19 protein-coding genes and 3 pseudogenes are annotated in these 18,143 nt (G+C 69.4%); 15 read left to right on the plus strand and 7 right to left on the minus strand.

The genetic code is table 11. The features are described 5' to 3' along the window. Positions 1–5: 5 nt before the first annotated feature. Genes IT40_RS12030 through ureG form a run of 7 tightly spaced genes read left to right on the plus strand, consistent with a single transcriptional unit; the run spans position 6 to position 4,598 of the window. Entirely contained in the window at positions 6–308 is a 303-nt protein-coding gene (locus tag IT40_RS12030; protein ID WP_036755147.1) for an urease subunit gamma, read from the plus strand. Between the two features lie 11 nt (positions 309–319). After that, a complete protein-coding gene (locus IT40_RS12035; RefSeq protein ID WP_036755150.1) occupies positions 320–862 on the plus strand; it encodes a HupE/UreJ family protein in 543 nt (180 codons plus the stop codon). 1 nt (position 863) lies between these two features. Then, the gene (locus IT40_RS12040) at positions 864–1,169 is read left to right on the plus strand and encodes an urease subunit beta (RefSeq protein WP_036755153.1); all 306 of its coding nucleotides are present in this window, start codon (positions 864–866) and stop codon (positions 1,167–1,169) included. Between the two features lies 1 nt (position 1,170). Next, positions 1,171–2,862: an urease subunit alpha gene (gene ureC / locus IT40_RS12045; protein ID WP_036755156.1), complete on the plus strand. Its 1,692-nt coding sequence runs from the start codon at positions 1,171–1,173 to the stop codon at positions 2,860–2,862. A 2-nt stretch (positions 2,863–2,864) separates the two neighbouring features. Then, on the plus strand, positions 2,865–3,362 hold the full coding sequence (locus IT40_RS12050; RefSeq protein ID WP_036755158.1) for an urease accessory protein UreE: 498 nt from the start codon (positions 2,865–2,867) through the stop codon (positions 3,360–3,362). Then, the gene (locus IT40_RS12055; protein ID WP_420874797.1) at positions 3,337–3,981 is read left to right on the plus strand and encodes an urease accessory protein UreF; all 645 of its coding nucleotides are present in this window, start codon (positions 3,337–3,339) and stop codon (positions 3,979–3,981) included. The genes IT40_RS12050 and IT40_RS12055 overlap by 26 nt, the downstream gene beginning before the upstream one ends. Continuing rightward, on the plus strand, positions 3,978–4,598 hold the full coding sequence (gene ureG / locus IT40_RS12060) for an urease accessory protein UreG (RefSeq protein ID WP_036755230.1): 621 nt from the start codon (positions 3,978–3,980) through the stop codon (positions 4,596–4,598). The genes IT40_RS12055 and ureG overlap by 4 nt, the downstream gene beginning before the upstream one ends. 234 nt (positions 4,599–4,832) lie before the next feature. On the opposite strand, the pseudogene IT40_RS30465 reads toward ureG, so the two are convergent. The 3 genes and pseudogenes from IT40_RS30465 to IT40_RS28575 form a co-directional block, all read right to left on the minus strand. Continuing rightward, positions 4,833–5,279: pseudogene (locus IT40_RS30465) on the minus strand (TonB-dependent receptor domain-containing protein); the annotation flags it as partial. Continuing rightward, on the minus strand, positions 5,225–5,536 hold the full coding sequence (locus tag IT40_RS30470; RefSeq protein WP_341802583.1) for a TonB-dependent receptor domain-containing protein: 312 nt from the start codon (positions 5,534–5,536) through the stop codon (positions 5,225–5,227). The gene IT40_RS30470 and the pseudogene IT40_RS30465, both read right to left, overlap by 55 nt. After that, positions 5,515–6,720, minus strand: coding sequence for a TonB-dependent receptor (locus IT40_RS28575; RefSeq protein WP_052095886.1), 1,206 nt, complete (start codon positions 6,718–6,720; stop codon positions 5,515–5,517). Before IT40_RS28575 ends, IT40_RS30470 begins: the two co-directional genes overlap by 22 nt. A 498-nt stretch (positions 6,721–7,218) precedes the next feature. Here IT40_RS28575 and IT40_RS30785 point away from each other — a divergent pair. Then, a pseudogene (locus IT40_RS30785) lies at positions 7,219–8,201 on the plus strand (AMP-binding protein); the annotation flags it as partial. A gap of 156 nt (positions 8,202–8,357) precedes the next feature. Here IT40_RS30785 and IT40_RS30790 read toward each other — a convergent pair. The 3 genes and pseudogenes from IT40_RS30790 to IT40_RS26770 all read right to left on the minus strand — a co-directional run. Next, a pseudogene (locus IT40_RS30790) lies at positions 8,358–9,821 on the minus strand (condensation domain-containing protein); the annotation flags it as partial. 31 nt (positions 9,822–9,852) lie between these two features. Beyond that, positions 9,853–11,577, minus strand: coding sequence for an AMP-binding protein (locus IT40_RS12075; protein ID WP_036755160.1), 1,725 nt, complete (start codon positions 11,575–11,577; stop codon positions 9,853–9,855). Then, positions 11,510–12,316, minus strand: coding sequence for a condensation domain-containing protein (locus IT40_RS26770; protein ID WP_052095888.1), 807 nt, complete (start codon positions 12,314–12,316; stop codon positions 11,510–11,512). Before IT40_RS26770 ends, IT40_RS12075 begins: the two co-directional genes overlap by 68 nt. On the opposite strand from IT40_RS26770, the gene IT40_RS30795 reads away from it, so the two are divergent. Next, positions 12,282–12,395 (plus strand): hypothetical protein, encoded by a 114-nt coding sequence (locus IT40_RS30795; RefSeq protein WP_084197070.1) that lies wholly within the window; start codon positions 12,282–12,284, stop codon positions 12,393–12,395. The genes IT40_RS26770 and IT40_RS30795 overlap by 35 nt on opposite strands. 27 nt (positions 12,396–12,422) lie before the next feature. Here IT40_RS30795 and IT40_RS12085 read toward each other — a convergent pair whose 3' ends face one another. Next, the gene (locus IT40_RS12085; protein ID WP_036755167.1) at positions 12,423–13,031 is read right to left on the minus strand and encodes a TetR/AcrR family transcriptional regulator; all 609 of its coding nucleotides are present in this window, start codon (positions 13,029–13,031) and stop codon (positions 12,423–12,425) included. Between the two features lie 768 nt (positions 13,032–13,799). On the opposite strand from IT40_RS12085, the gene IT40_RS12095 reads away from it, so the two are divergent. From IT40_RS12095 to IT40_RS12120, 6 genes are all read left to right on the plus strand, one after another. Then, positions 13,800–14,048 carry a hypothetical protein gene (locus IT40_RS12095; protein ID WP_036755171.1) on the plus strand — a complete coding sequence of 83 codons (249 nt, stop codon included), beginning with the start codon at positions 13,800–13,802 and terminating at the stop codon, positions 14,046–14,048. A gap of 183 nt (positions 14,049–14,231) precedes the next feature. Then, complete coding sequence (locus tag IT40_RS28580) at positions 14,232–14,513, plus strand: hypothetical protein (RefSeq protein WP_147307304.1); 282 nt, start codon at positions 14,232–14,234, stop codon at positions 14,511–14,513. Between the two features lie 3 nt (positions 14,514–14,516). After that, positions 14,517–15,929 carry an amidase gene (locus IT40_RS12105; protein ID WP_036755177.1) on the plus strand — a complete coding sequence of 471 codons (1,413 nt, stop codon included), beginning with the start codon at positions 14,517–14,519 and terminating at the stop codon, positions 15,927–15,929. Between the two features lie 10 nt (positions 15,930–15,939). Then, positions 15,940–16,968, plus strand: a complete 1,029-nt coding sequence (locus IT40_RS12110) for a type 2 periplasmic-binding domain-containing protein (RefSeq protein WP_084197072.1) — start codon at positions 15,940–15,942, stop codon at positions 16,966–16,968. A 180-nt stretch (positions 16,969–17,148) separates the two neighbouring features. After that, positions 17,149–17,634: a DUF411 domain-containing protein gene (locus IT40_RS12115; protein WP_036755182.1), complete on the plus strand. Its 486-nt coding sequence runs from the start codon at positions 17,149–17,151 to the stop codon at positions 17,632–17,634. 27 nt (positions 17,635–17,661) lie between these two features. Continuing rightward, complete coding sequence (locus tag IT40_RS12120; protein WP_147307305.1) at positions 17,662–18,081, plus strand: hypothetical protein; 420 nt, start codon at positions 17,662–17,664, stop codon at positions 18,079–18,081. Positions 18,082–18,143 lie beyond the last annotated feature (62 nt).

Consider the following 18,143-nt stretch of genomic DNA (forward strand, 5'->3'; position numbering starts at 1 on the left):
GAAAGATGAACCTGACACCCCGCGAAAAGGACAAGCTGCTGGTGGCCATGGCCGCCATCGTCGCCCGCAACCGCATGGCGCGCGGCGTCAGGCTGAACCACCCCGAGGCCGTCGCCATCATCACCGACGCCGTGGTCGAGGGTGCCCGCGACGGCCGCTCGGTCGCCGACCTGATGTCCTGGGGCGCCGAGATCCTGCGCGCCGAGGATTGCATGGAAGGCGTGCCCGAGATGATCCCCGAGATCCAGGTCGAGGCCACCTTTCCCGACGGCACCAAGCTGGTGACGGTCCACCATCCCATCCGCTGAAGGACTTCGCGATGAAAAAGCTTCTTGCCGCCCTGCTGCTGGCACCGACCGCGGCCCTTGCCCACACCGGCCACGGCGGGGGCGCGCCCCTGGTGGCGGGCCTGTCCCACCCGATGGGCGGGGCCGATCACCTGCTGGCCATGCTGGCTGTGGGCCTGTGGGCGGCCGGCATCGGCGGACGGGCGATCTGGGCGCTGCCGCTGGCCTTCGTGGCGGCGATGGTCGCGGGCGGCGCGCTGGGTGCGGCGGGGGTCGGCCTGCCGCTGGTCGAGCCGGTGATCCTGGCCTCATCCATCGTCATCGGGGCCGCGATCGCGCTGGCCCTGCGGCCGGGCTTGGCCATGGTGCTGCCGGTGATCGCGGTCTTCGGCATGATGCACGGCCATGCGCACGGGATCGAAGGCCCGGCGCAGGGGCTGGCCGCCTATGCCGCGGGCTTTGCGCTGGCGACGGCGGGCCTGCACGGCATCGGCATCGCGCTGGGGCGCCTGCCGCTGGCGCGCTGGCTGGGCGCTGCGACCGCCGCGGCGGGCCTTGCGCTGGCGGTGGCCTGAGATGATCCCCGGAGAGATCATCCCCGCCGAGGGCGAGATCGTGCTGAACGCCGGCCGCCCCCGCCTGGTCCTGACCGTCGCCAATACCGGCGACCGCCCGGTGCAGGTCGGCAGCCATTACCATTTCGCCGAAACCAACCCGGCGCTGGATTTCGACCGCGAGGCCGCGCGAGGGATGCGCCTCGACATCGCCGCCGGCACCGCGATCCGCTTCGAGCCGGGCCAGACCCGCGACGTGGGCCTGATCCCCTTTGCGGGCGACCGCCGGGTCTTCGGCTTTCGCGCCGCCGTCATGGGAGAGCTGTAGGATGCCCGCCACGCTGTCCCGCGCCGATTACGCGGCGATCTATGGCCCCACCACCGGCGACTGCGTGCGCCTGGCCGACACCGAACTGGTCATCGAGGTCGAGCGCGACCTGACCACCTATGGCGAAGAGGTCAAGTTCGGCGGCGGCAAGGTCATCCGCGACGGCATGGGCCAGTCGCAGAAATCCCGCGCCGAGGGCGCGATGGACACCGTCATCACCAACGCGCTGATCGTGGATGCGACCGGCATCTACAAGGCGGACGTGGGCCTGCGGGACGGGCGCATCGCGGTGATCGGCAAGGCCGGCAACCCCGATACCCAGCCCGCCGTCACCGTGCTGATCGGGCCGGGGACCGAGATCATCGCCGGCGAAGGCCGCATCCTGACCGCCGGCGCCATGGACGCGCATATCCATTTCATCTGCCCCCAGCAGATCGACGATGCGCTGCATTCGGGCATCACCACCATGCTGGGCGGCGGCACCGGCCCGGCGCATGGTACGCTGGCCACCACCTGCACGCCGGGGCCCTGGCATATCGGCCGGATGCTGCAAGCCGCGGACGCCTTCCCGATGAACCTCGCGTTTGCGGGCAAGGGCAACGCCTCGCTGCCCGCCGCGCTGGAGGAACAGATCCGCGCCGGCGCCTGCGCGATGAAGCTGCACGAGGACTGGGGCACCACCCCCGCCGCCATCGACTGCTGCCTTTCCGTCGCCGACCGCATGGACGTGCAGGTGATGATCCACACCGACACGCTGAACGAAAGCGGTTTTGTCGAGGACACCATCGCCGCCATCGCCGGCCGCACCATCCATGCCTTCCATACCGAGGGCGCGGGCGGCGGCCATGCGCCCGACATCATCCGAGTGGCGGGGCTGGCGAACGTGATCCCGTCCTCGACCAACCCGACGCGGCCCTTCACCGTCAACACGATGGAAGAGCATCTGGACATGCTGATGGTCTGCCATCACTTGGACCGCTCGATCCCGGAAGACATCGCCTTTGCCGAATCCCGCATCCGGCGCGAGACCATCGCGGCCGAGGACATCCTGCACGACATTGGTGCCATGTCGATCATCTCCTCCGACAGCCAGGCCATGGGCCGGGTGGGCGAGGTGCTGATCCGCACCTGGCAGACCGCCCACAAGATGCGGGTGCAAAGGGGCGTGCTGGGCGATGGCCCGGCCGACAATTTCCGCGTCCGCCGCTATGTCGCGAAATACACCATCAACCCGGCCATCGCGCATGGATTGGCGCATGAGATCGGTTCGGTCGAGCCGGGCAAGCGCGCCGACCTGGTGCTGTGGAACCCCGCCTTCTTCGGCGTCAAGCCCGAGATGGTGCTGCTGGGCGGCACCGTGGTCATGGCGCAGATGGGCGATCCCAACGCCTCGATCCCGACGCCGCAGCCGGTGCATTCGCGGCCCATGTTCGGGGCCTTCGGGCGCTCGGTCGAACGCAGCGCCGTGACCTTCGTCAGCCGCGATGCCGAGCTGGGCCATCTGGGGCTGGCCAAGGACACGGTCGCCGTGCGCGGCACGCGCGGCATCGGCAAGGCGCAGATGGTGCTGAACGACGCCACCCCCGAGATCCATGTCGACCCCGAAACCTACGAGGTGCGCGCGGATGGCGAGTTGCTGACCTGCCAGCCCGCCGAAAGCCTGCCCATGACGCAACGCTATTTCCTGTTCTGACGATGAAAGCCACCGCCGTCCTTCACCCGCCGCTTGCCGCCCGGCCCATCGACCGGGTCGAGCTGGACTACGATGCCCGCTTCCTGCGCCGCAAGCTGCTGCGCACCCGCTCGGGCGCCGACCTGCTGGTCGATCTGCCGAAAGTCACCGCGCTGGCCCATGGCGACGCGCTGCTGAGCGATGCCGGCCCGGTCGAGGTCGTCGCCGCAGCCGAGCCGGTGCTGATCGTCACCGGCGACCTGCCGCGCCTGGCCTGGCATATCGGCAACCGCCACACCCCCTGCCAGATCGAGCCCTTCCACCTGGTCATCCGCGCCGATCACGTCCTGCGCGCCATGCTGCAGGGCCTGGGCGCGACCGTGACCGAGGCGTGGCGCCCCTTTACCCCCGAAGGCGGCGCCTATGGCCCGGCCCAGGTCATGGGCCATTCGCATGGGCATGGACATGGGGACGGGCACGGGCACCAGCATGCGCATGGCCACCCCCACCCCCATGGCTGAGCTTGCCGCGCTGCAACGGCTGTTTGCCTGGCTGTCGCCCGCCTGGCCGGTGGGCAGCTTTGCCTATTCGCACGGCATCGAGCAGGCCATCGCCGATGGCTGGCTGACCGGGCCGGACGCGGTGCAGGACTGGATCGCCGACATCCTGCGCCACGGCGCGGGCCGCAATGACGCGATCCTCTTGGCCCATGCCTGGCGGGGCGAGGATGTGGCCGAGCTTGCCCTGGCGCTGTCCGGTTGCGCCGAGCGTCGCCGCGAGGCGGCCGAGCAGGGGGCAAGCTTCGCCCGCGCCCTCTCGGCCGTCGAGGGCGCGCTGCCACCCGCCCCCTATCCCGTCGCCATCGGCATGGCGGCCGCCCGTGCGGGGGTGCCGCTTGCCGAAACGCTGGCGCTCTTCCTGCAGGCCTTTGCCTCGAACCTGGTCACGGCCTGCGTCAAGTCCGTGCCCATCGGCCCGACCCAGGGCCAGCGCATGCTGGCCGCCCTGATGCCGTTGATCCGCGAGATCGCCGCCGAGGCCGAGGTCGCGACGCTGGACGAGCTGGGCGGCTACGCCTTGCGCGGCGACCTGGCCGCCATCCGCCACGAAACGCTGCAACCGAGGATCTATCGCACATGACCAGCCCGAACGGCCCGCTTCGCATCGGCATCGGCGGCCCGGTCGGCGCGGGCAAGACCCGCCTGACCGAGGCGCTTTGCCGGGCGCTGTCGCAAGACCTGTCCGTCGCCGCGATCACCAACGACATCTATACGCGCGAGGATGCCGAATACCTGATGCGCGTGCAGGCCCTGCCGCTGGAGCGCATCCGCGGCGTCGAGACCGGCGGCTGCCCGCATACGGCGATCCGCGAGGATTGCTCGATCAACCTTGCCGCCGTCGAAGAGCTGACGGCGGCCTTTCCCGACCTCGACGTGATCCTGATCGAGTCGGGGGGCGACAACCTGTCGGCCACCTTCTCGCCGGAACTGGCGGACCTGACGGTCTATCAGATCGACTGCGGCATGGGCGACGACATCCCGCGCAAGGGCGGGCCGGGGGTCACGCGCTCGGACCTGCTGGTCGTCAACAAGATCGACATCGCCGAGGCGGTGGGCTGCGACCGCGACCGCATGGCGCGCGACGCGGCCCGGCAACGCGGCGCGCGCCCGGTGCGCTTCTGCTCCCTGCGCACCGGCGAGGGCGTGGCCGAGGTCGTGGCCGAGATCCGCCGCCTGGGCGGGCTGGACGGCGCCTGACCCGCCTGCCGCCGCGCGACCCTGGGGCAGGGCGGCCCGGTCCCTGCCGGGGCACCCTTTGCACCAGAACGTCACCTTCAGGCCGATGCCCAGCTGGCGCGGCTCGACCACGGTGGCCCCGAAGCCGCCGATCGAGCGGCTGGCCCGCAGAGAGGTCACCGAGCGGTCGTCGAACAGGTTGCTGACATAGGCGAATGCCTGCTGGTTCTCGCGCGGCTGCCAGGTCAGGCGGGTATTGGCCACCGTATAGGGGTCGACCCAGGTCTCGCGATCCTCGTTGTCGTCGGAATAATAGCCGTCGGCATGGCGCAGCTGGCCGCTGAGCCGCCATTGCGGCGTGATGTCCCAATCGGCCGCCAGCGAAAGCGTATAGTCGGGCGCGCGGCCGAAGCGGTGGCCCTGGTATTCCGCCGCCGCGCTGGTCAAGCGGCCGATCTCGGCATGCAGCAGGCCCAGCCCCGCCTTGACCCGCAGGTTGTCGCGCAGCAGATCGTCCATCCCCAGTTCCAGGCCATAGGATCTGGTGCGCTCGGCATTGACGGTGATCGCGCTGCCGATGTTCTCGGGCAGGCTGGTCACGACATAGCGCTGCGCATCGTGCAGCCGGGTGCAGGACAGGTTCCCGGTCAGCCCGATCCGGTCGTCGAGCAACCGGATGCGGCCGAAATCTCGGAGTTCCACGAGATCTCCGCATCGAAGGGCACGTATTCGCCGCTGGTCAGGTTCAGCGTCACCCCGCCGGGGTTGTAGCCCTTGCTGACCATGACGCCGATGCGGCTCGACCGGTCGAGGTCATGGGCCAGCGCCAGCTTGGGCAGCCAGGCGTCGAAGCTTTCGTCGTCGTCCAGCAGGTTGGGGGTAAAGCTCGACACGCCGCGCCGGGTGATGTCGTCGCGCTGATAGCGCAGCCCGCCGGTCAGGTTCCAGCGGTCCGCCAGGTGGCTTCGGCGAACAGCCCCAGGCTGTCCTTGCGGTCGTCATAGGGGGTGGTGCCGCGGTAATCCAGCAACTCGTCCGAATCCGTGTGCGAGACGAACAGCCCCGTCACGCCGCTGATCCGGTCCTCGGGCGTGCCGAAGGTTACGCGCGTCTCGTTCGAGGTCACGTCCTGGTCCAGGACCACCGTGCCCGAGTTGACCGGCTCGGTCGAGCGCTTGATCCGGATGTCGGAATATTGCAGCTGGTTGAACAGCGTCCAGCCGTTGCCGAAATCATGGCTCAGGTCCAGGATCGTGGTGTTGGTGCGCAGCCGCCAGCTGGGGTTCGAGGCGGTGGCGCTTTCCAGGTCCTCATAGGGTTCGGTCACGGCCTCCCAGTTCGGCCGGTTCGTCATGCCGTGCAAGAAGGTCAGCTTGCCCTGGAATCCGGGGATCTCTTGCGGCTGCCACAGCAGCTTGGCGCGAATGGTGTGCGATTCATGGTCCCGGTCGGTCGAGCCGACCGCGAAGGCGGGATTGGTATAGTCGATGCAGTTGTCGCGCGCCCAGTAATCGACGGCGATGCGCCCGGCCAGATCCTCGGACAAGGATCCCGAGGCCATCAGGCGGCTGTGGCTGCCGTATTCCATCTGCGCGGCGCCCTGGGGCTGGAAGATCGGATCCTTGGTCCTGGCGATGATCGCCCCGGCGATCGAGTTCGCGCCCTGGGTCGCCGTCTGCGGGCCGTGGAAGACCTCGATTGATTCTACGTCCCATAGTGCCTGACTGCCCCAGACGATTTCGTTATAGCCTAGGGAATGGCCGTCGAGGGTGAAGGCCAGCCGCGGCGCAGTGCCGCCGAAGAAGGCGACCGCGCCCGAATGCGGGCCCTCGCTGTCCTGGCCGCGGATGGTGGGCGCGCCGCCCTGTCCGCCCGAGGCGACATAGGTCACGTTGGCGATGCCCGTGGCCGCATCGGCGATGCTGTCCTGCCCGCCGTTCTCCTCAAGGTCGCGCGCGGTCAGGATCGCCACGGAAGAGGCGGTGTGCTTGACGCTGCGCGCCCGCTTTTCGCCGGTCAGGACGATCTCGTCCAGCCGCATCATCTCGGTCGCGCCCTGGCCGTCCTGGGTAAGCGCCGGGGCGATGGCCAATGCCAGCAGGGCGGCCGCGCCGACCCATGCCGGGGTCTTGCGTCCATTCATCTCCAAAGCCTCTTGAGAAGCTGCGGGCTGGCGCGTGCTGGCTGCCAGATGTGATTCCCGTGCCGGCAGCTGAAATCCGCCGAAACGCGGCGCAGGCTAAGCCCTTGGAAGCGCTGGCGGCGGGAATCGGGACCGCCCCGCAACCCGAGACGTGATCCGGGCGCCAAAACCCGCGCCCAAGGTCCGTTTTACACCTATCTGCGGTTGCTCGACGGTAATCCGACAAAAACTCGGATACCGTGCGTTCAGTCCTCCGCCAGTCGCCACGGTCGGAATCCAGGCTGAGCGGATGCGGTCTTTCTTGCGAAAGGTCTGTTCGGCCCTTCGCCGGCAGATTGGCGAAAGGAGATCGCTGTGGCAGACCACGCTCTGGACTGGCAGGCCCGATGCCCATTCTGGCCCCAGGATGTTGCAAACCGTTACCGCCAAGCCGGGATCTGGCGATACGAGACTTTCTTCGACCTTCTGGCCCGGCAGGCCGGGCGGCTGGGTGGGCGGATGGCCCTGATCGACGGGGCGCGCCATATCGGCTACGACCGGCTGCACCGCGATGCGCTGGCCTTGGCGGGCGGGCTTGCGGCGCTGGGGCTGGTCAGGGGCCACCGGGTGGTGGTGCAATTCCCCAACCGCGCCGAATTCGTCACGCTGTTCTTTGCGCTTTGCCGGCTGGGGTGGTCCTGGTGCTGGCCTTGCCCGGCCATCGCGACCTCGAGATCGGCCAGTTCGCCGATTTCACCGGCGCCCGTGCGGTCCTGACGGTGCAAGAGCCCGACGGCCATGACATGGTCGGGCTGGCCCGGCGGGTGCAGGCCAGGTGCCCTTCGGTCCGGCATGTGGTGGTGCTGGGCGACAGCCGGGGCGCAACGCCCTTCGACAGCCTGTTTCGCGCCGATGTTCCGCTGCCCGCCGGGCTCAATTGCGAGGACGTGGCCTGCTTCCAGATCTCGGGCGGGACGACCGACGTGCCCAAGCTGATCCCGCGCCGGCACATGGAATATCTCTACGATATCCGCATGGCGGTGGCGGCCGGCGGGCTCGACGGCGACGCCCGCTATCTGTGCGTGCTGCCGATGATGCACAATTTCCCGATGGCTTGTCCGGGCTTTCTGGGCACGCTGATGGCCGGGGGAACGGTGGTCATCGCACCCGAGCCCGAGGCCGGGATCTGCTTCGACCTGATCGCCCGCCATCGCGTCACGGCGACCGCACTGGTGCCGCCGCTGGCGCTGCTGTGGCTGGATGCGCAGGCCGGGCTGGGGGCGGATCTGTGCTCGCTGCGGCTGCTGCAGGTCGGTGACGCCAAGCTGAACCCGTCCAGCGCCCGGCGCATCCGGCCCGGGTTGGGCTGCCAGCTGCAGCAGGTCTTCGGCATGGCCGAGGGGCTGGTCCGCTTTACCGCGCCGACCGACAGCGAAGAGCGCATCGTGAACACCCAGGGCCGGCCGATGTCGCCCTGGGACGAGCTGCGCATCATCCGTCCCGACAGGCGCGAGGCCGCCATCGGCGAGCCGGGCGAGCTGCAGGTCCGCGGCCCCTATACGATCCCGCGAGGCCCATGCCGGCGGGGCGCTGGCCGCGCCACTGGGGTCTGCCAGGCCGGCGGCCAGCGGCTGATCGTCCTGGGGTTGCGCAAAGTGGGCCAGCATCGCCTGGACCGCCGCGGTGATCTGCCGGATCTTGGCCGGGCCGTAGCGGTCGGCGCGATGGCTTATCATGATGCGCAGACCGGCGGTCTCGCCCGCCACGTCCTCGACGATCTCGAATTGCAGGCCAAGAAGCGTCTCGGCCTTGTCCGGGTCGATCTGCCGGTATTCGACGCGGCTGCCGTCCATCAGCGCGATGGCGCCGTTCATCCGGTTCCGGGCGTGGATCTGGATGAAGACTTCGAACATCTCGTCCAGCCGGGTGACGGGATTGCCGGTCAGCGCTTCGGCCACCTGATCCAGCGGAATCTCGGAGTGCGGCAGCGACCGGGCTACGCGGTCGCGCACCTGCGCGATCAGCGCGGCGGGCGTGTCCTGCGCCCCCAAAGCCAGGCGATGCGCGGTCATGGTGGTGAAATAGCCCACGGTATCGAACCAAGCCGGATCGTTGCGCCCCGAGGCTGAGGTGCCGATTACCAGGTCGCCGATGCCGCCCAGGCGCCCCAGCGCCACGCCGATCGCCGCATAGGCGGTGGCGAAGAGCGAAGCCGTGTTTCGCCGCGCCGTGGCATAGAGCCCGCGCGCGATTTCGGCCGGCAGGTCGATCCGGGTCCAGCCGCCCTGCGGATCCCGTCCGCCCGGCGCATCGCCCAGGATCGGCCGGGCGCGGGGCGCGCCGCGCAGGTGATCCAGCCAATGGTCCAGATGCGCGCGGTCCGCCTGCGCCGCCCTTTGCGCGGTGGCGAAGCGGTGGAAGCCCGGCGGCTGGTCGGGCCATTCCGGCGCCAGCCCCGCCGCCCGCCGGCGATAGGCGTGACCAAGCTGGTCCATCAGCAGGCTCAGCGACCATTCGTCCAGCACGACATGGTGGAACAGCATGGACAGCACCTGCTCGTCCCCCTCGCGGAAGAAGCGCAGCCGCAGCGGCAATTCGCGGGCAAGGTCGAAGACATGGCCGGCCTCGGTCCGGCGGCTGGCATCGCCGGCCTCGGCGCTGGTCCAGAACCCGCGGTCGTCGCCCAGCCGCTCGACCGGGACCACCTCTTGCAGCGGCTGGCCGTCCCGTTCGCGGAAATGGCTGCGCAGGACGGGATGGCGGCGGATCAGGTCGCCGAAAGCCAGACCGAAGACCGTCTCGTCCACCGGTGTCGGGAAACGCAAGGCGAAAGGCAGGTTGAAGATGCCGCCATGGCCGAAGGCGGCATAGGCCTTCCGCAGCGATTGCTGGGCCAAGGACAGGGGCGCCGCCTGGGCCTTGGCGGCGTCCTCGCCGGCTGCGGGCGGCGGTGCGGCTGGCGCGCTGCGGGTGGCGACATTCGTCAGCGCACGGGCGGTCGGATGGCGGAAGATGTCGATGAAGCGCAGGATGATGCCGTATTCGGCCTGCAACTTGCCGATGATGCGGGTCGCGACCAGCGAATGCCCGCCATGGTTGAAGAAATCGTCCTCGGGCCCCATCCCCGGCGCGCCGAGCGCCTCGCGGAAGGCGTCAAGGATCAGGCCCGCCAGTTCGTCCGCGTCCGCGGGCGCGTCGCCCGGTGTCCGGCGCGGCGCGGCGGGCTCGGGGCCGGGCTCGGCTGCGATCTGGCGCGCGCGGCGGCGGTGGGGCTTGCCAGTGGCCGACAGCGGCAGCGCCGGGACCGCAAGGATGCGGTCGGGCAGATGCGATTGCGGCAGTCGCTTTCGCAGGAAGGCGCGCAGCGCGCGGCTCGGGCAGGGCGCGGCCGGCGATCAGCGCGGCCAGCACCGTCTCGTCCCGCGCGTCGGGCAGGTCCACGACCAGCGCCTGCGCGACGGCGGGATGGGCGGCCAGCTCGGCCTCGACATCCGCCAACGAGATGGGCACGCCGCGCACCTTGACATAGCCGTTCACCCGGCTGTCGATCAGGATCGTGCCGTCGCCGCGCAGCCGACCCAGGTCGCCGCTGCGAAAGGCGCGGGTGTCCTCGACCTCGGTGAAGTCGGTCTGTTCCAGCGCGCCGTCGCGCAGATAGCCCAGGGCCAGGTTCACGCCGGTGGTGTGGATGCGGCCGGCCACGCCCTGGGGGCAGGGCTCGCCCTGCGGGTTCAGCAGCAGGTAGCGGTTGCCGGGCAAGGCGCGGCCATAGGGGATGATGCGGTCGTCCTCGGGGCCGATCCGGTGCCAGACGCTCCAGATCGTGGTCTCGGTCGGGCCGCCCAGCGACCACAGGGCGATGCCGGGCCGCAGCCGGCGCAGCCGGTCGATCACCGCGGGCTTGATGTAGTCGCCGCCCCGCGCCACCAGCCGCAGCGAGCCGAGCCCGTCCTGGGGCGCGCAGGCCAGCAGCATCTCGACGATGGCGGGAACCGAGCACCAGACGGTCACGCCATGGTCGCGCACCAGGCGGTTCCAGGCGACCGCGTCCTTTTCCTCGGCCGGCGACGGCATGACCAACCGCGCGCCGGCGGCCAGCGTGCCGGACAGGTCGAAGACCGACATGTCGTGATGCAGCGGCGTGACCGAGATCACCACGTCCTTGGCGCCGATCCCCCAGGCGTCCAGCGTATGGCCGACGACGTTGGCGGTGGCGCGATTGTTCAGCACCACGCATTTCGGCCGCCCGGTAGTGCCCGAGGTGTAAAGGTAATAGGCCGCCGCCGGCGAGCGGGACAATGCCGCATGCCCCCGCGAGACCGGGGGGCATGCTTCCAGCGCGTCCATCTTGACCAGCAGCGCTTGGTCATCCGCCTGCGGCATGTCCACCAGCACCAGCCGGCACAGCAGCCCGTCCAGCGGCAGCGGCGCGTGGGCGAATTCGTCCCGCAGGGCCGAGAGCCGGGCCTCGGCCGTGTCCAGCACGCGCAGCGCGGAATGGGCGGGGTCGAGCCCGCTGCGCCGCGCCTCGTGCCGGGCGATCAGCGCCCTGGCCCGGATCGCCAGGGCCCCGGCATCCAGCAGGCCGCGATAGCAGCGATATTCCTGCATGGCGGTGCGGCCCAGGGGCACTTCGCCCTCGCGGCCCAGCAGATAGGCCTTTTGCAGGTCGCCCAGCCGCCGCATCCGCGTCGGCGCCGGCAGCCAGTCCGACAGCGGCGCCGCCGCCAGGGCGGGCGCATCGGCCAGCCGGCGCAGCGCCGCGTGGCAGGCATCGAAACCGGCGCGGACCCAATCCTCGGGCAGCGCGTCAAGCCGCAGATCCCAGTTCAGCAGCACGCCTTCGGCCAGCGCGGCCACCTGCACGTCCAGCGCCACCTGCGGCGCCTGCGAGACGCTCCAGACCAGCCCGCCCGAACAGCCGGCCGACGCGGGGGCTGAGCAGCTGGCGCTGCGCCCCGTCCAAGTCGAGCCCGCTGGTAAAGACCACCGGCGCGGAGTCCACGCCCTGCCCGCCACGCGACATCTCGCGCAGCACGGCGACGCCGGGGCAGGCCTGGTGCGACAGCGCCTCGGCGATCTCGCGCCCCGTCTCGCGCGCCAGCCCGGCCAGCGTGGCCCCCGGTCCCACCCGCAGGCCGAGCGGCAGGATATTGGTGCAATCCCCGACCAGCCGCGAGGCGTCGCGCATCACCAGGGTGCGGAAAAAGCCCGGCAGCGTCAGGCGAAAGGCCCGGTCGCCCGTCGCCCGCGCCAGAACGGCGGCAAAGACTGCCAGGTAAAGCGAGGTTCGCGTGACCGGCAGTTCCCGCGCCAGGCCCCGCAGCGCCGCGGCCTGCGCCGGCGAAAGCAGGACCGAAAGCCGGGTGCTTTCCGGCGCCGGCGCCGCGTCGCTCAGCGGCAGGGATGGCGGGGGCAGTAGGTCGCGCAGCCGCGCGCGCCACCAGCCGCGGTCCGCCGCCTCGGCCGGGTCGGGGCCCAGTCGGCCCAGGTAGTCGAAATAGCAGCCCTCGGGCTCCTCGACCGCGCCAAGCCCGGCCGACGAGAACCTGCTGTTTCCGGGCCTGGATTCGCTTTCCGTGATGACGCTGGTGGGGGAGCTGAAGCAGGCGGGCATCACGCTTGGCGCGCGGGGACTGCTGCAGGAGCCCAGCATCGAGGCTTGGTGGCGCCTGATCCAGGCGCGGCTGCCCTAGATCGCGCCCGGCGCGTCGATTGTCGGGCTAGGCGGTCAGCCGCTGCAGAAGCAGCCGCAGGTTTTCGCGCATCTCGGCCAGATCCCCCGGACCGGGCTTTTCCCCCGGCAGCCGTTCCAGCATCGCCTTGTGCAGCGCGCCGCAGATGAACGAGCGGATCAGTTCCGCAAGCATCCCCGGATCGTCCCGCCCGGCCAGCAGGCCGTCCTGCTGCGCGCGGGCGATCAGCCGCTGCATCAGCGCGATCACCGCCTGCTCGAAGCGGGTGACGCGGGCGTTCTTTCGCAGCGCGCCCAGCGTCGGCGAATGCAGGGCCAGGAACACGCCGGGATGGTCGATGGCCCAGTCGATATAGGCGTCGGCCAGGGCCTTGAGCTGCGCCATCGGGTCGGCGCCGTCGATCACCGTCGTCGCCCGGATGCAGCGGTCGTGCAGGCGCAGCAGCGCGCTTTCGATCGCCATCTCCATCAGATGCGCCTCGTCGCGAAAGACGGAAGCCAGGGTTTCGGGCGGGATCTCGAGCGCCGCCGCCACCTCGTCAAGGCTGGGCGGGCGGCCGGTTTTGGTCAGCAGCTTGCGAAAGGCGCTGGTCGCATCGGTGCAGAGATTCCTGCTGCCGCGGTTTTGGTAGGTCATGGTCTACTCCAATAACAGCCAGTTCGCGAGAATCGGAAACCACGACACGGTGAAACGGAGCATAATGAATAGATCCATTATGCTCCCGTCTCCCGAAGCGTGTAGCTGGCTAAATGTATATCTTTCCGGTTGTATTGGGATCGGCGGGATTCGGCGCGATCCAAGGGCGCCATCCGCCCGTCATCGCAGGGGGGCGATTATCCGGCCCGTCCCAGATCGTTCATCGGGCCGCATTCCGGCGACCCGGTCCGGCCATTTGCCCAGGACGGGACCGCCATCCGCGGAAGCACCGCCAGGGTAAGCCCGGCAATGCCGAAGCCGACGTAACACAAGAGTGCCGCAACCCAGGCGCAGCCGAGTGCAAGAGTGATGACCGCCGACGTCATGCCTCCGATGACGCCGGCCAGGATGTATGCCAACATATGCTGAGAGTTTCCGCTAACAGTTCGGGGCGCTGAATACCATAAATGCCAAGTTCGATCCACCGAGTGGTTCAGGCGTGACGTCAAGTAAACATCGCCCTTGCGCGTCCTGCGGCTCCCTGGATGCCCGCCCGGCTATCGCCTGGGTTGTGTCGGCATGAACATTTTCCCCCAACCTTGCGCGCGACTTGCCTTTTTCTCCAGGTTTCCCGGCATTCAACATGGTTGCCTTGGATGAATGGATTGGCAAACATGCAACTATAGATTGGTTCTCGCTTGGGGATTCTTTGCAAGCGGTTGACATTATTGGGAGGGTGACGATTTGCTTTACACTAATAACCCTGACATGATTGCCTTCACGCTCGGCCGGGTGATTCTGCGTCTTGCGCGGGCCGGAACGCCGATCGGCGCGGATACCATCACCCAGGCGCTGATCCGAATTGCCGGTGGCGATTCCACCGGCCGGGTTTCCCCCGAAATGGCGAAAAGCGCACTCGCGGCGCTGAGACGGCTCGACATCGAAGACCATATGACGCCCGCGACCCTTGGCCGTGACCGCCGCCCGGCGGCGGCGCAGAACTGGCTGGCGTCGTAGAAGCCGGTTTCCCAAGGCGGGGCGGGGCGGCCGGGCTGTTGCCGGACCGGCCCGCGGCGCTGGTCGCAGCGCCATATCCAAGGGCGCCCGCAGGACGGGGCTCTCGGCGCTGATCGGCGGGTTGCCCCGGATCCGGCGGGCGCATGATCTTCATCATCTTCGCTGCCGTTTTGGTGCCGGTCCATGTCGACACCCATGGCGGCATTGCGCGGCATTGACATCGGCCATGTCGAGCTGGCCCGCACCCATGCGGCCAAGCCGAATTCTGTCCTGCAAAATCGCGGCTTTCGGAAAAGGAAATTGAAGAGACCGGGGCCGGGCAATAGCCTGACCGCCGTAGATGATGCCTGGGATGGCGCAAGGGCGCCGAAAGAAGTCAGGACATCGCGGAGGAACCGGCCACCCCTCTGCGATCTCGTCGATCCTGCAATGCGTTTTCATCGCTTAGCCACAGCGGAGGAGTGATTCATGCTTCCATTCTGGATGATGGATGCGGCTGAACTGTCCGACCGGATACGCCGGCGCGAAATCTCTTGCGCCGAGGCCGTCGATTCGGTCCTGGACCGGGTGCAAGAGGTGAACGCGGCCCATAACGCCCTGACCTCGGTCGAGGCCGACGAGGCCCGCGCCATGGCCCGCGACGCCGACCGGCGGCTGGCCCAGGATGGGCCGGCGGGGCCGCTGCACGGGGTTCCCTTTACCGTCAAGCTGGATACCGACGTGGCCGGCAAGATCACCGATTTCGGCTCGGCGGCGATGCGCGACAACCTGGCGGCCGAGGATGCCCCGGCTGTCGGCCACCTGCGTCGCGCCGGTGCGATCTATATCGGGAAAAGCAATGCGCCGTGCTTCTCGATGCGCGGCTTCACCGATAACGAGCTTTACGGCCGGACGCTGAATCCCTTCGACGCGACCGCCTCGGCGGGCGGCTCCAGCGGGGGGGCGGCCGCGGCTGCGGCGCTGGGGCTGGGGCCGATCCATGTCGCCAGCGACCGGGGCGGTTCCATCCGGCTGCCGTCCTGGTCCTGCGGCGTCGTGGGCCTGCGGCCGACGGCGGGGCGGGTCGCGGTCCGCAACGCCAGCGAAAGGGCCGAGCGGAACCTGACCAACCAGCTGACCTCGGTCTGGGGGCCGATCACGCGCACGGTGCGCGATGCGCAACTGGCGCTGGCGGTCTTCGGCCAGCCAGATCCGCGCGATCCGCAATGGGTTCCGGCGCCCCTGGAGCAGGCGATCCCCGCGCCCCTGCGGGTGTCGCTGTTCCGCCGCTGGGGGGGCCGCGGCGCCGACCCGGCGGTGGCGGCGGCGCTGGACCATGCGGCGGCGGCGTTGAGCGAGGCGGGCTGCATCGTCGAAGAGGGGATGCCGCCGCATTTCGACGAGCTGGAAGAGATGCGCAACCGCATGGCCGTCGACGACAGCCGGCGGGCGCAGGCCGGCATCGACAAGACCGGGGACCGCATGGCCCGCAAGGTGTTCGACAACATCCTGCAGATGTCGGCGCCGCGCGACACCGACGAGGCGCTTGCCGCCTATCAGCGCAAGCTTGCCATCGCGCGCGCCTGGTCGCTGCATCTTGCCGATCATGACCTGATGCTGACCCCCGTCTCGTGGCGCCACCGCATTCCGCTGGACGAGGACCAGCACACGCCCGAGCGCTATCGCGAGATGATCCGCGACCTGTCCTGCCTGACCACGGTGGCCACGCTCGGCCTGCCGGGCCTAGCGGTGCCGACCGGCCTGGCGGATGGCATTCCGGTGGGCGTCCAGCTGGTCGCGCGGTGGTTCCGCGAGGACGTCCTGCTGGCCGCGGGCAAGATCATCGAGCGCGCAAGCGGCTTTTCCGTGCTGCGCGCGCTTGACCACAAGACCAGCTCATAGGGAGGAATGAATGAGATCGGTTGTTTTCCCCGCCTTTCGCGTCGCGGCGATGGTCCTTGCCCTGGGCGGCACCCCCGCCGTGGCGCAAGAGACGATCACGCTGAAAGTGGCGCATCCCTTGCCCGAGACCCATTATTCCTGGGAACTGGGCATCAAGAAGATGCTCGATTCCATCACCGAGGCGACCGACGGGCGCGTGCAGTTCGAGGTCTATCCCGCCAACCAGCTGGGCCGGGATGCCTATGGGCTGCTGCGCTCGGGGATCGCCGACATGGCGATGATCGTGCCGCTTTACGCGCCCGACAAGTTCCCGCTGACCGGCGTGACCGAGTTTTCCAGCTTCTACGACACCACCTGCGAGGCGGCCGAGAAATATTGGGAACTGGCAAGGCCCGGCGGCGCCCTGGATGCGGCCGAATATGGCGCGCAGGGCCTGCGGGTGGTGTTTGCGATGACCACGGCGCCGCAGCGCTACATGACGTCATCGAAGCCGGTCGCCTCGCTTGGCGACGCGGGCGGGCTCAAGATCTATGCCGCGGGCTCCGCCCTGCCCAGGGCGCTGCGGGCCGTGGGCAGCATCCCGATCAGCATCACCGCGTCGGAGCTTTACGATTCCGTGTCGCGCGGAACCGTCGACGGGGCGCTTTTCCCCTATTCCAGCACCAATGCCTACAAGCTTGGCGGCAAACTGAGGCATGAGGTCGGCGGGGTGAAGTTCGGCGTCTCCAGCTGGTTCGTCGGGATGAGCGAAAGCCGGTTTGCGGCCTTGCCCGAGGACGTGCAGCAGGCGATCACCGCGGCCGGCCTTCCCGTGCAGCAGAGCTTTTGCGCCTGGACGGACGAGGATGACGAGAACATCCGCCAAAGCCTGATCGCCAGCGGCGAGCTGACCGTGTCGGAACTGCCCGAGGCCGAGGTCCGGCTATGGCGCGAGCAGCTGCTGAAGGCGGCGCAGGAATGGGCGGCCGAGATGGATGCCGCCGGCAAGAACGGCACCGAACTGCTGGAAGCGATGGCACAGGCCGGCGCAGGCGAATGACGGCGGCGGCCGCGCGCCCCTCGGGTCGCGCCGGCCCCAGGCCCTGGGGATCGGGCGGGACCGCCGGCCCCAGGGCGCTCGCGACACCATGCCGCGGAATGCGGGCGCCCGTTCACCTTATCGTGGCTGGCGTCCCGCGCGGCATGGCGGAAGAATGCCATCCGCAAGCGAGGTTTGACGATGCGAAATCACACCCTGAGCCGGCGCGCCGTCCTGATGGCCGCGGCCGTCCTTCCCCTGGCGTTCGCCCTGCCTGGCCGGCTGCGGGCCGAAACGCTGCCGCTGGTGACAGTGACCAAGGATCCCGGTTGCGGCTGCTGCGGCGGCTGGATCGACCACATGCGCGCCGCCGGCTTTCCGGTCCGCGCGGTGAACTCGGACGAGGTCTTCGCCCTCAAGGAGCGGCTGGGCGTGCCGCCCGACCTGGCCTCGTGCCACACGGCCGAGGTCGCGGGCTATGTGATCGAGGGCCATGTCCCGGCAAGGGCCATCCGCCGCCTTCTGGCCGAGCGGCCGCAGGCCATCGGCCTTGCCGCGCCGGGAATGCCCGCCGGCTCGCCCGGCATGGACCTGCCCGGCACCGAGCCCGAATCCTACGACGTGTTGCTGTTCGACGCCTCGGGCCGCAAGACCTATGCCCGCTTCCACGGCGCCAAGGAGATCTGATCGAAGGCCGCCATGATCGCCCGCCCCGTGACCAGACCGCCCCGATCCTGTTCCGGCCCGCGCCTGCGGGCGGCGTTCCGGTTGCGCCTTCTGTCGGTCGCGCTGCTGCTGCTGGCCCTGGGCGGCGTCCTTTTGCTGCCGGTGGCGCATGCCGGTCCGCACGGGTATTCCCCGCATCATGACGTCGCCGCCGCGGCAATGGCGCAGCCTTGCCCGCATGCCCATGGACCGGGCGACGGGGCTGCCGCCGATCATTGCGATCCCGACCCGGCCGGACCGGGCCTGTTCGATTGCTGCCAGGCCTGCCTGGCCGCTGCCATCCTTCCCGAAACCCAGGCCCTGCCGCCCTCGCCGGAAAACGGCCACCTTGGCGTCAGGAGGCCGGACCGCCAGGGGCGCATCCCCGCGGGCATCCTGAGGCCGCCACGTCCGATTGCGACTGCCTGAATCGCGCATGGCAGAGGGCGTCCCCCCTCTGCCGGTCCAATCAGACGAAGGCGGAATCCCGC

The organism is Paracoccus versutus (genome assembly GCF_000763885.1).
Taxonomy (GTDB): Bacteria; Pseudomonadota; Alphaproteobacteria; order Rhodobacterales; family Rhodobacteraceae; genus Paracoccus; species Paracoccus versutus.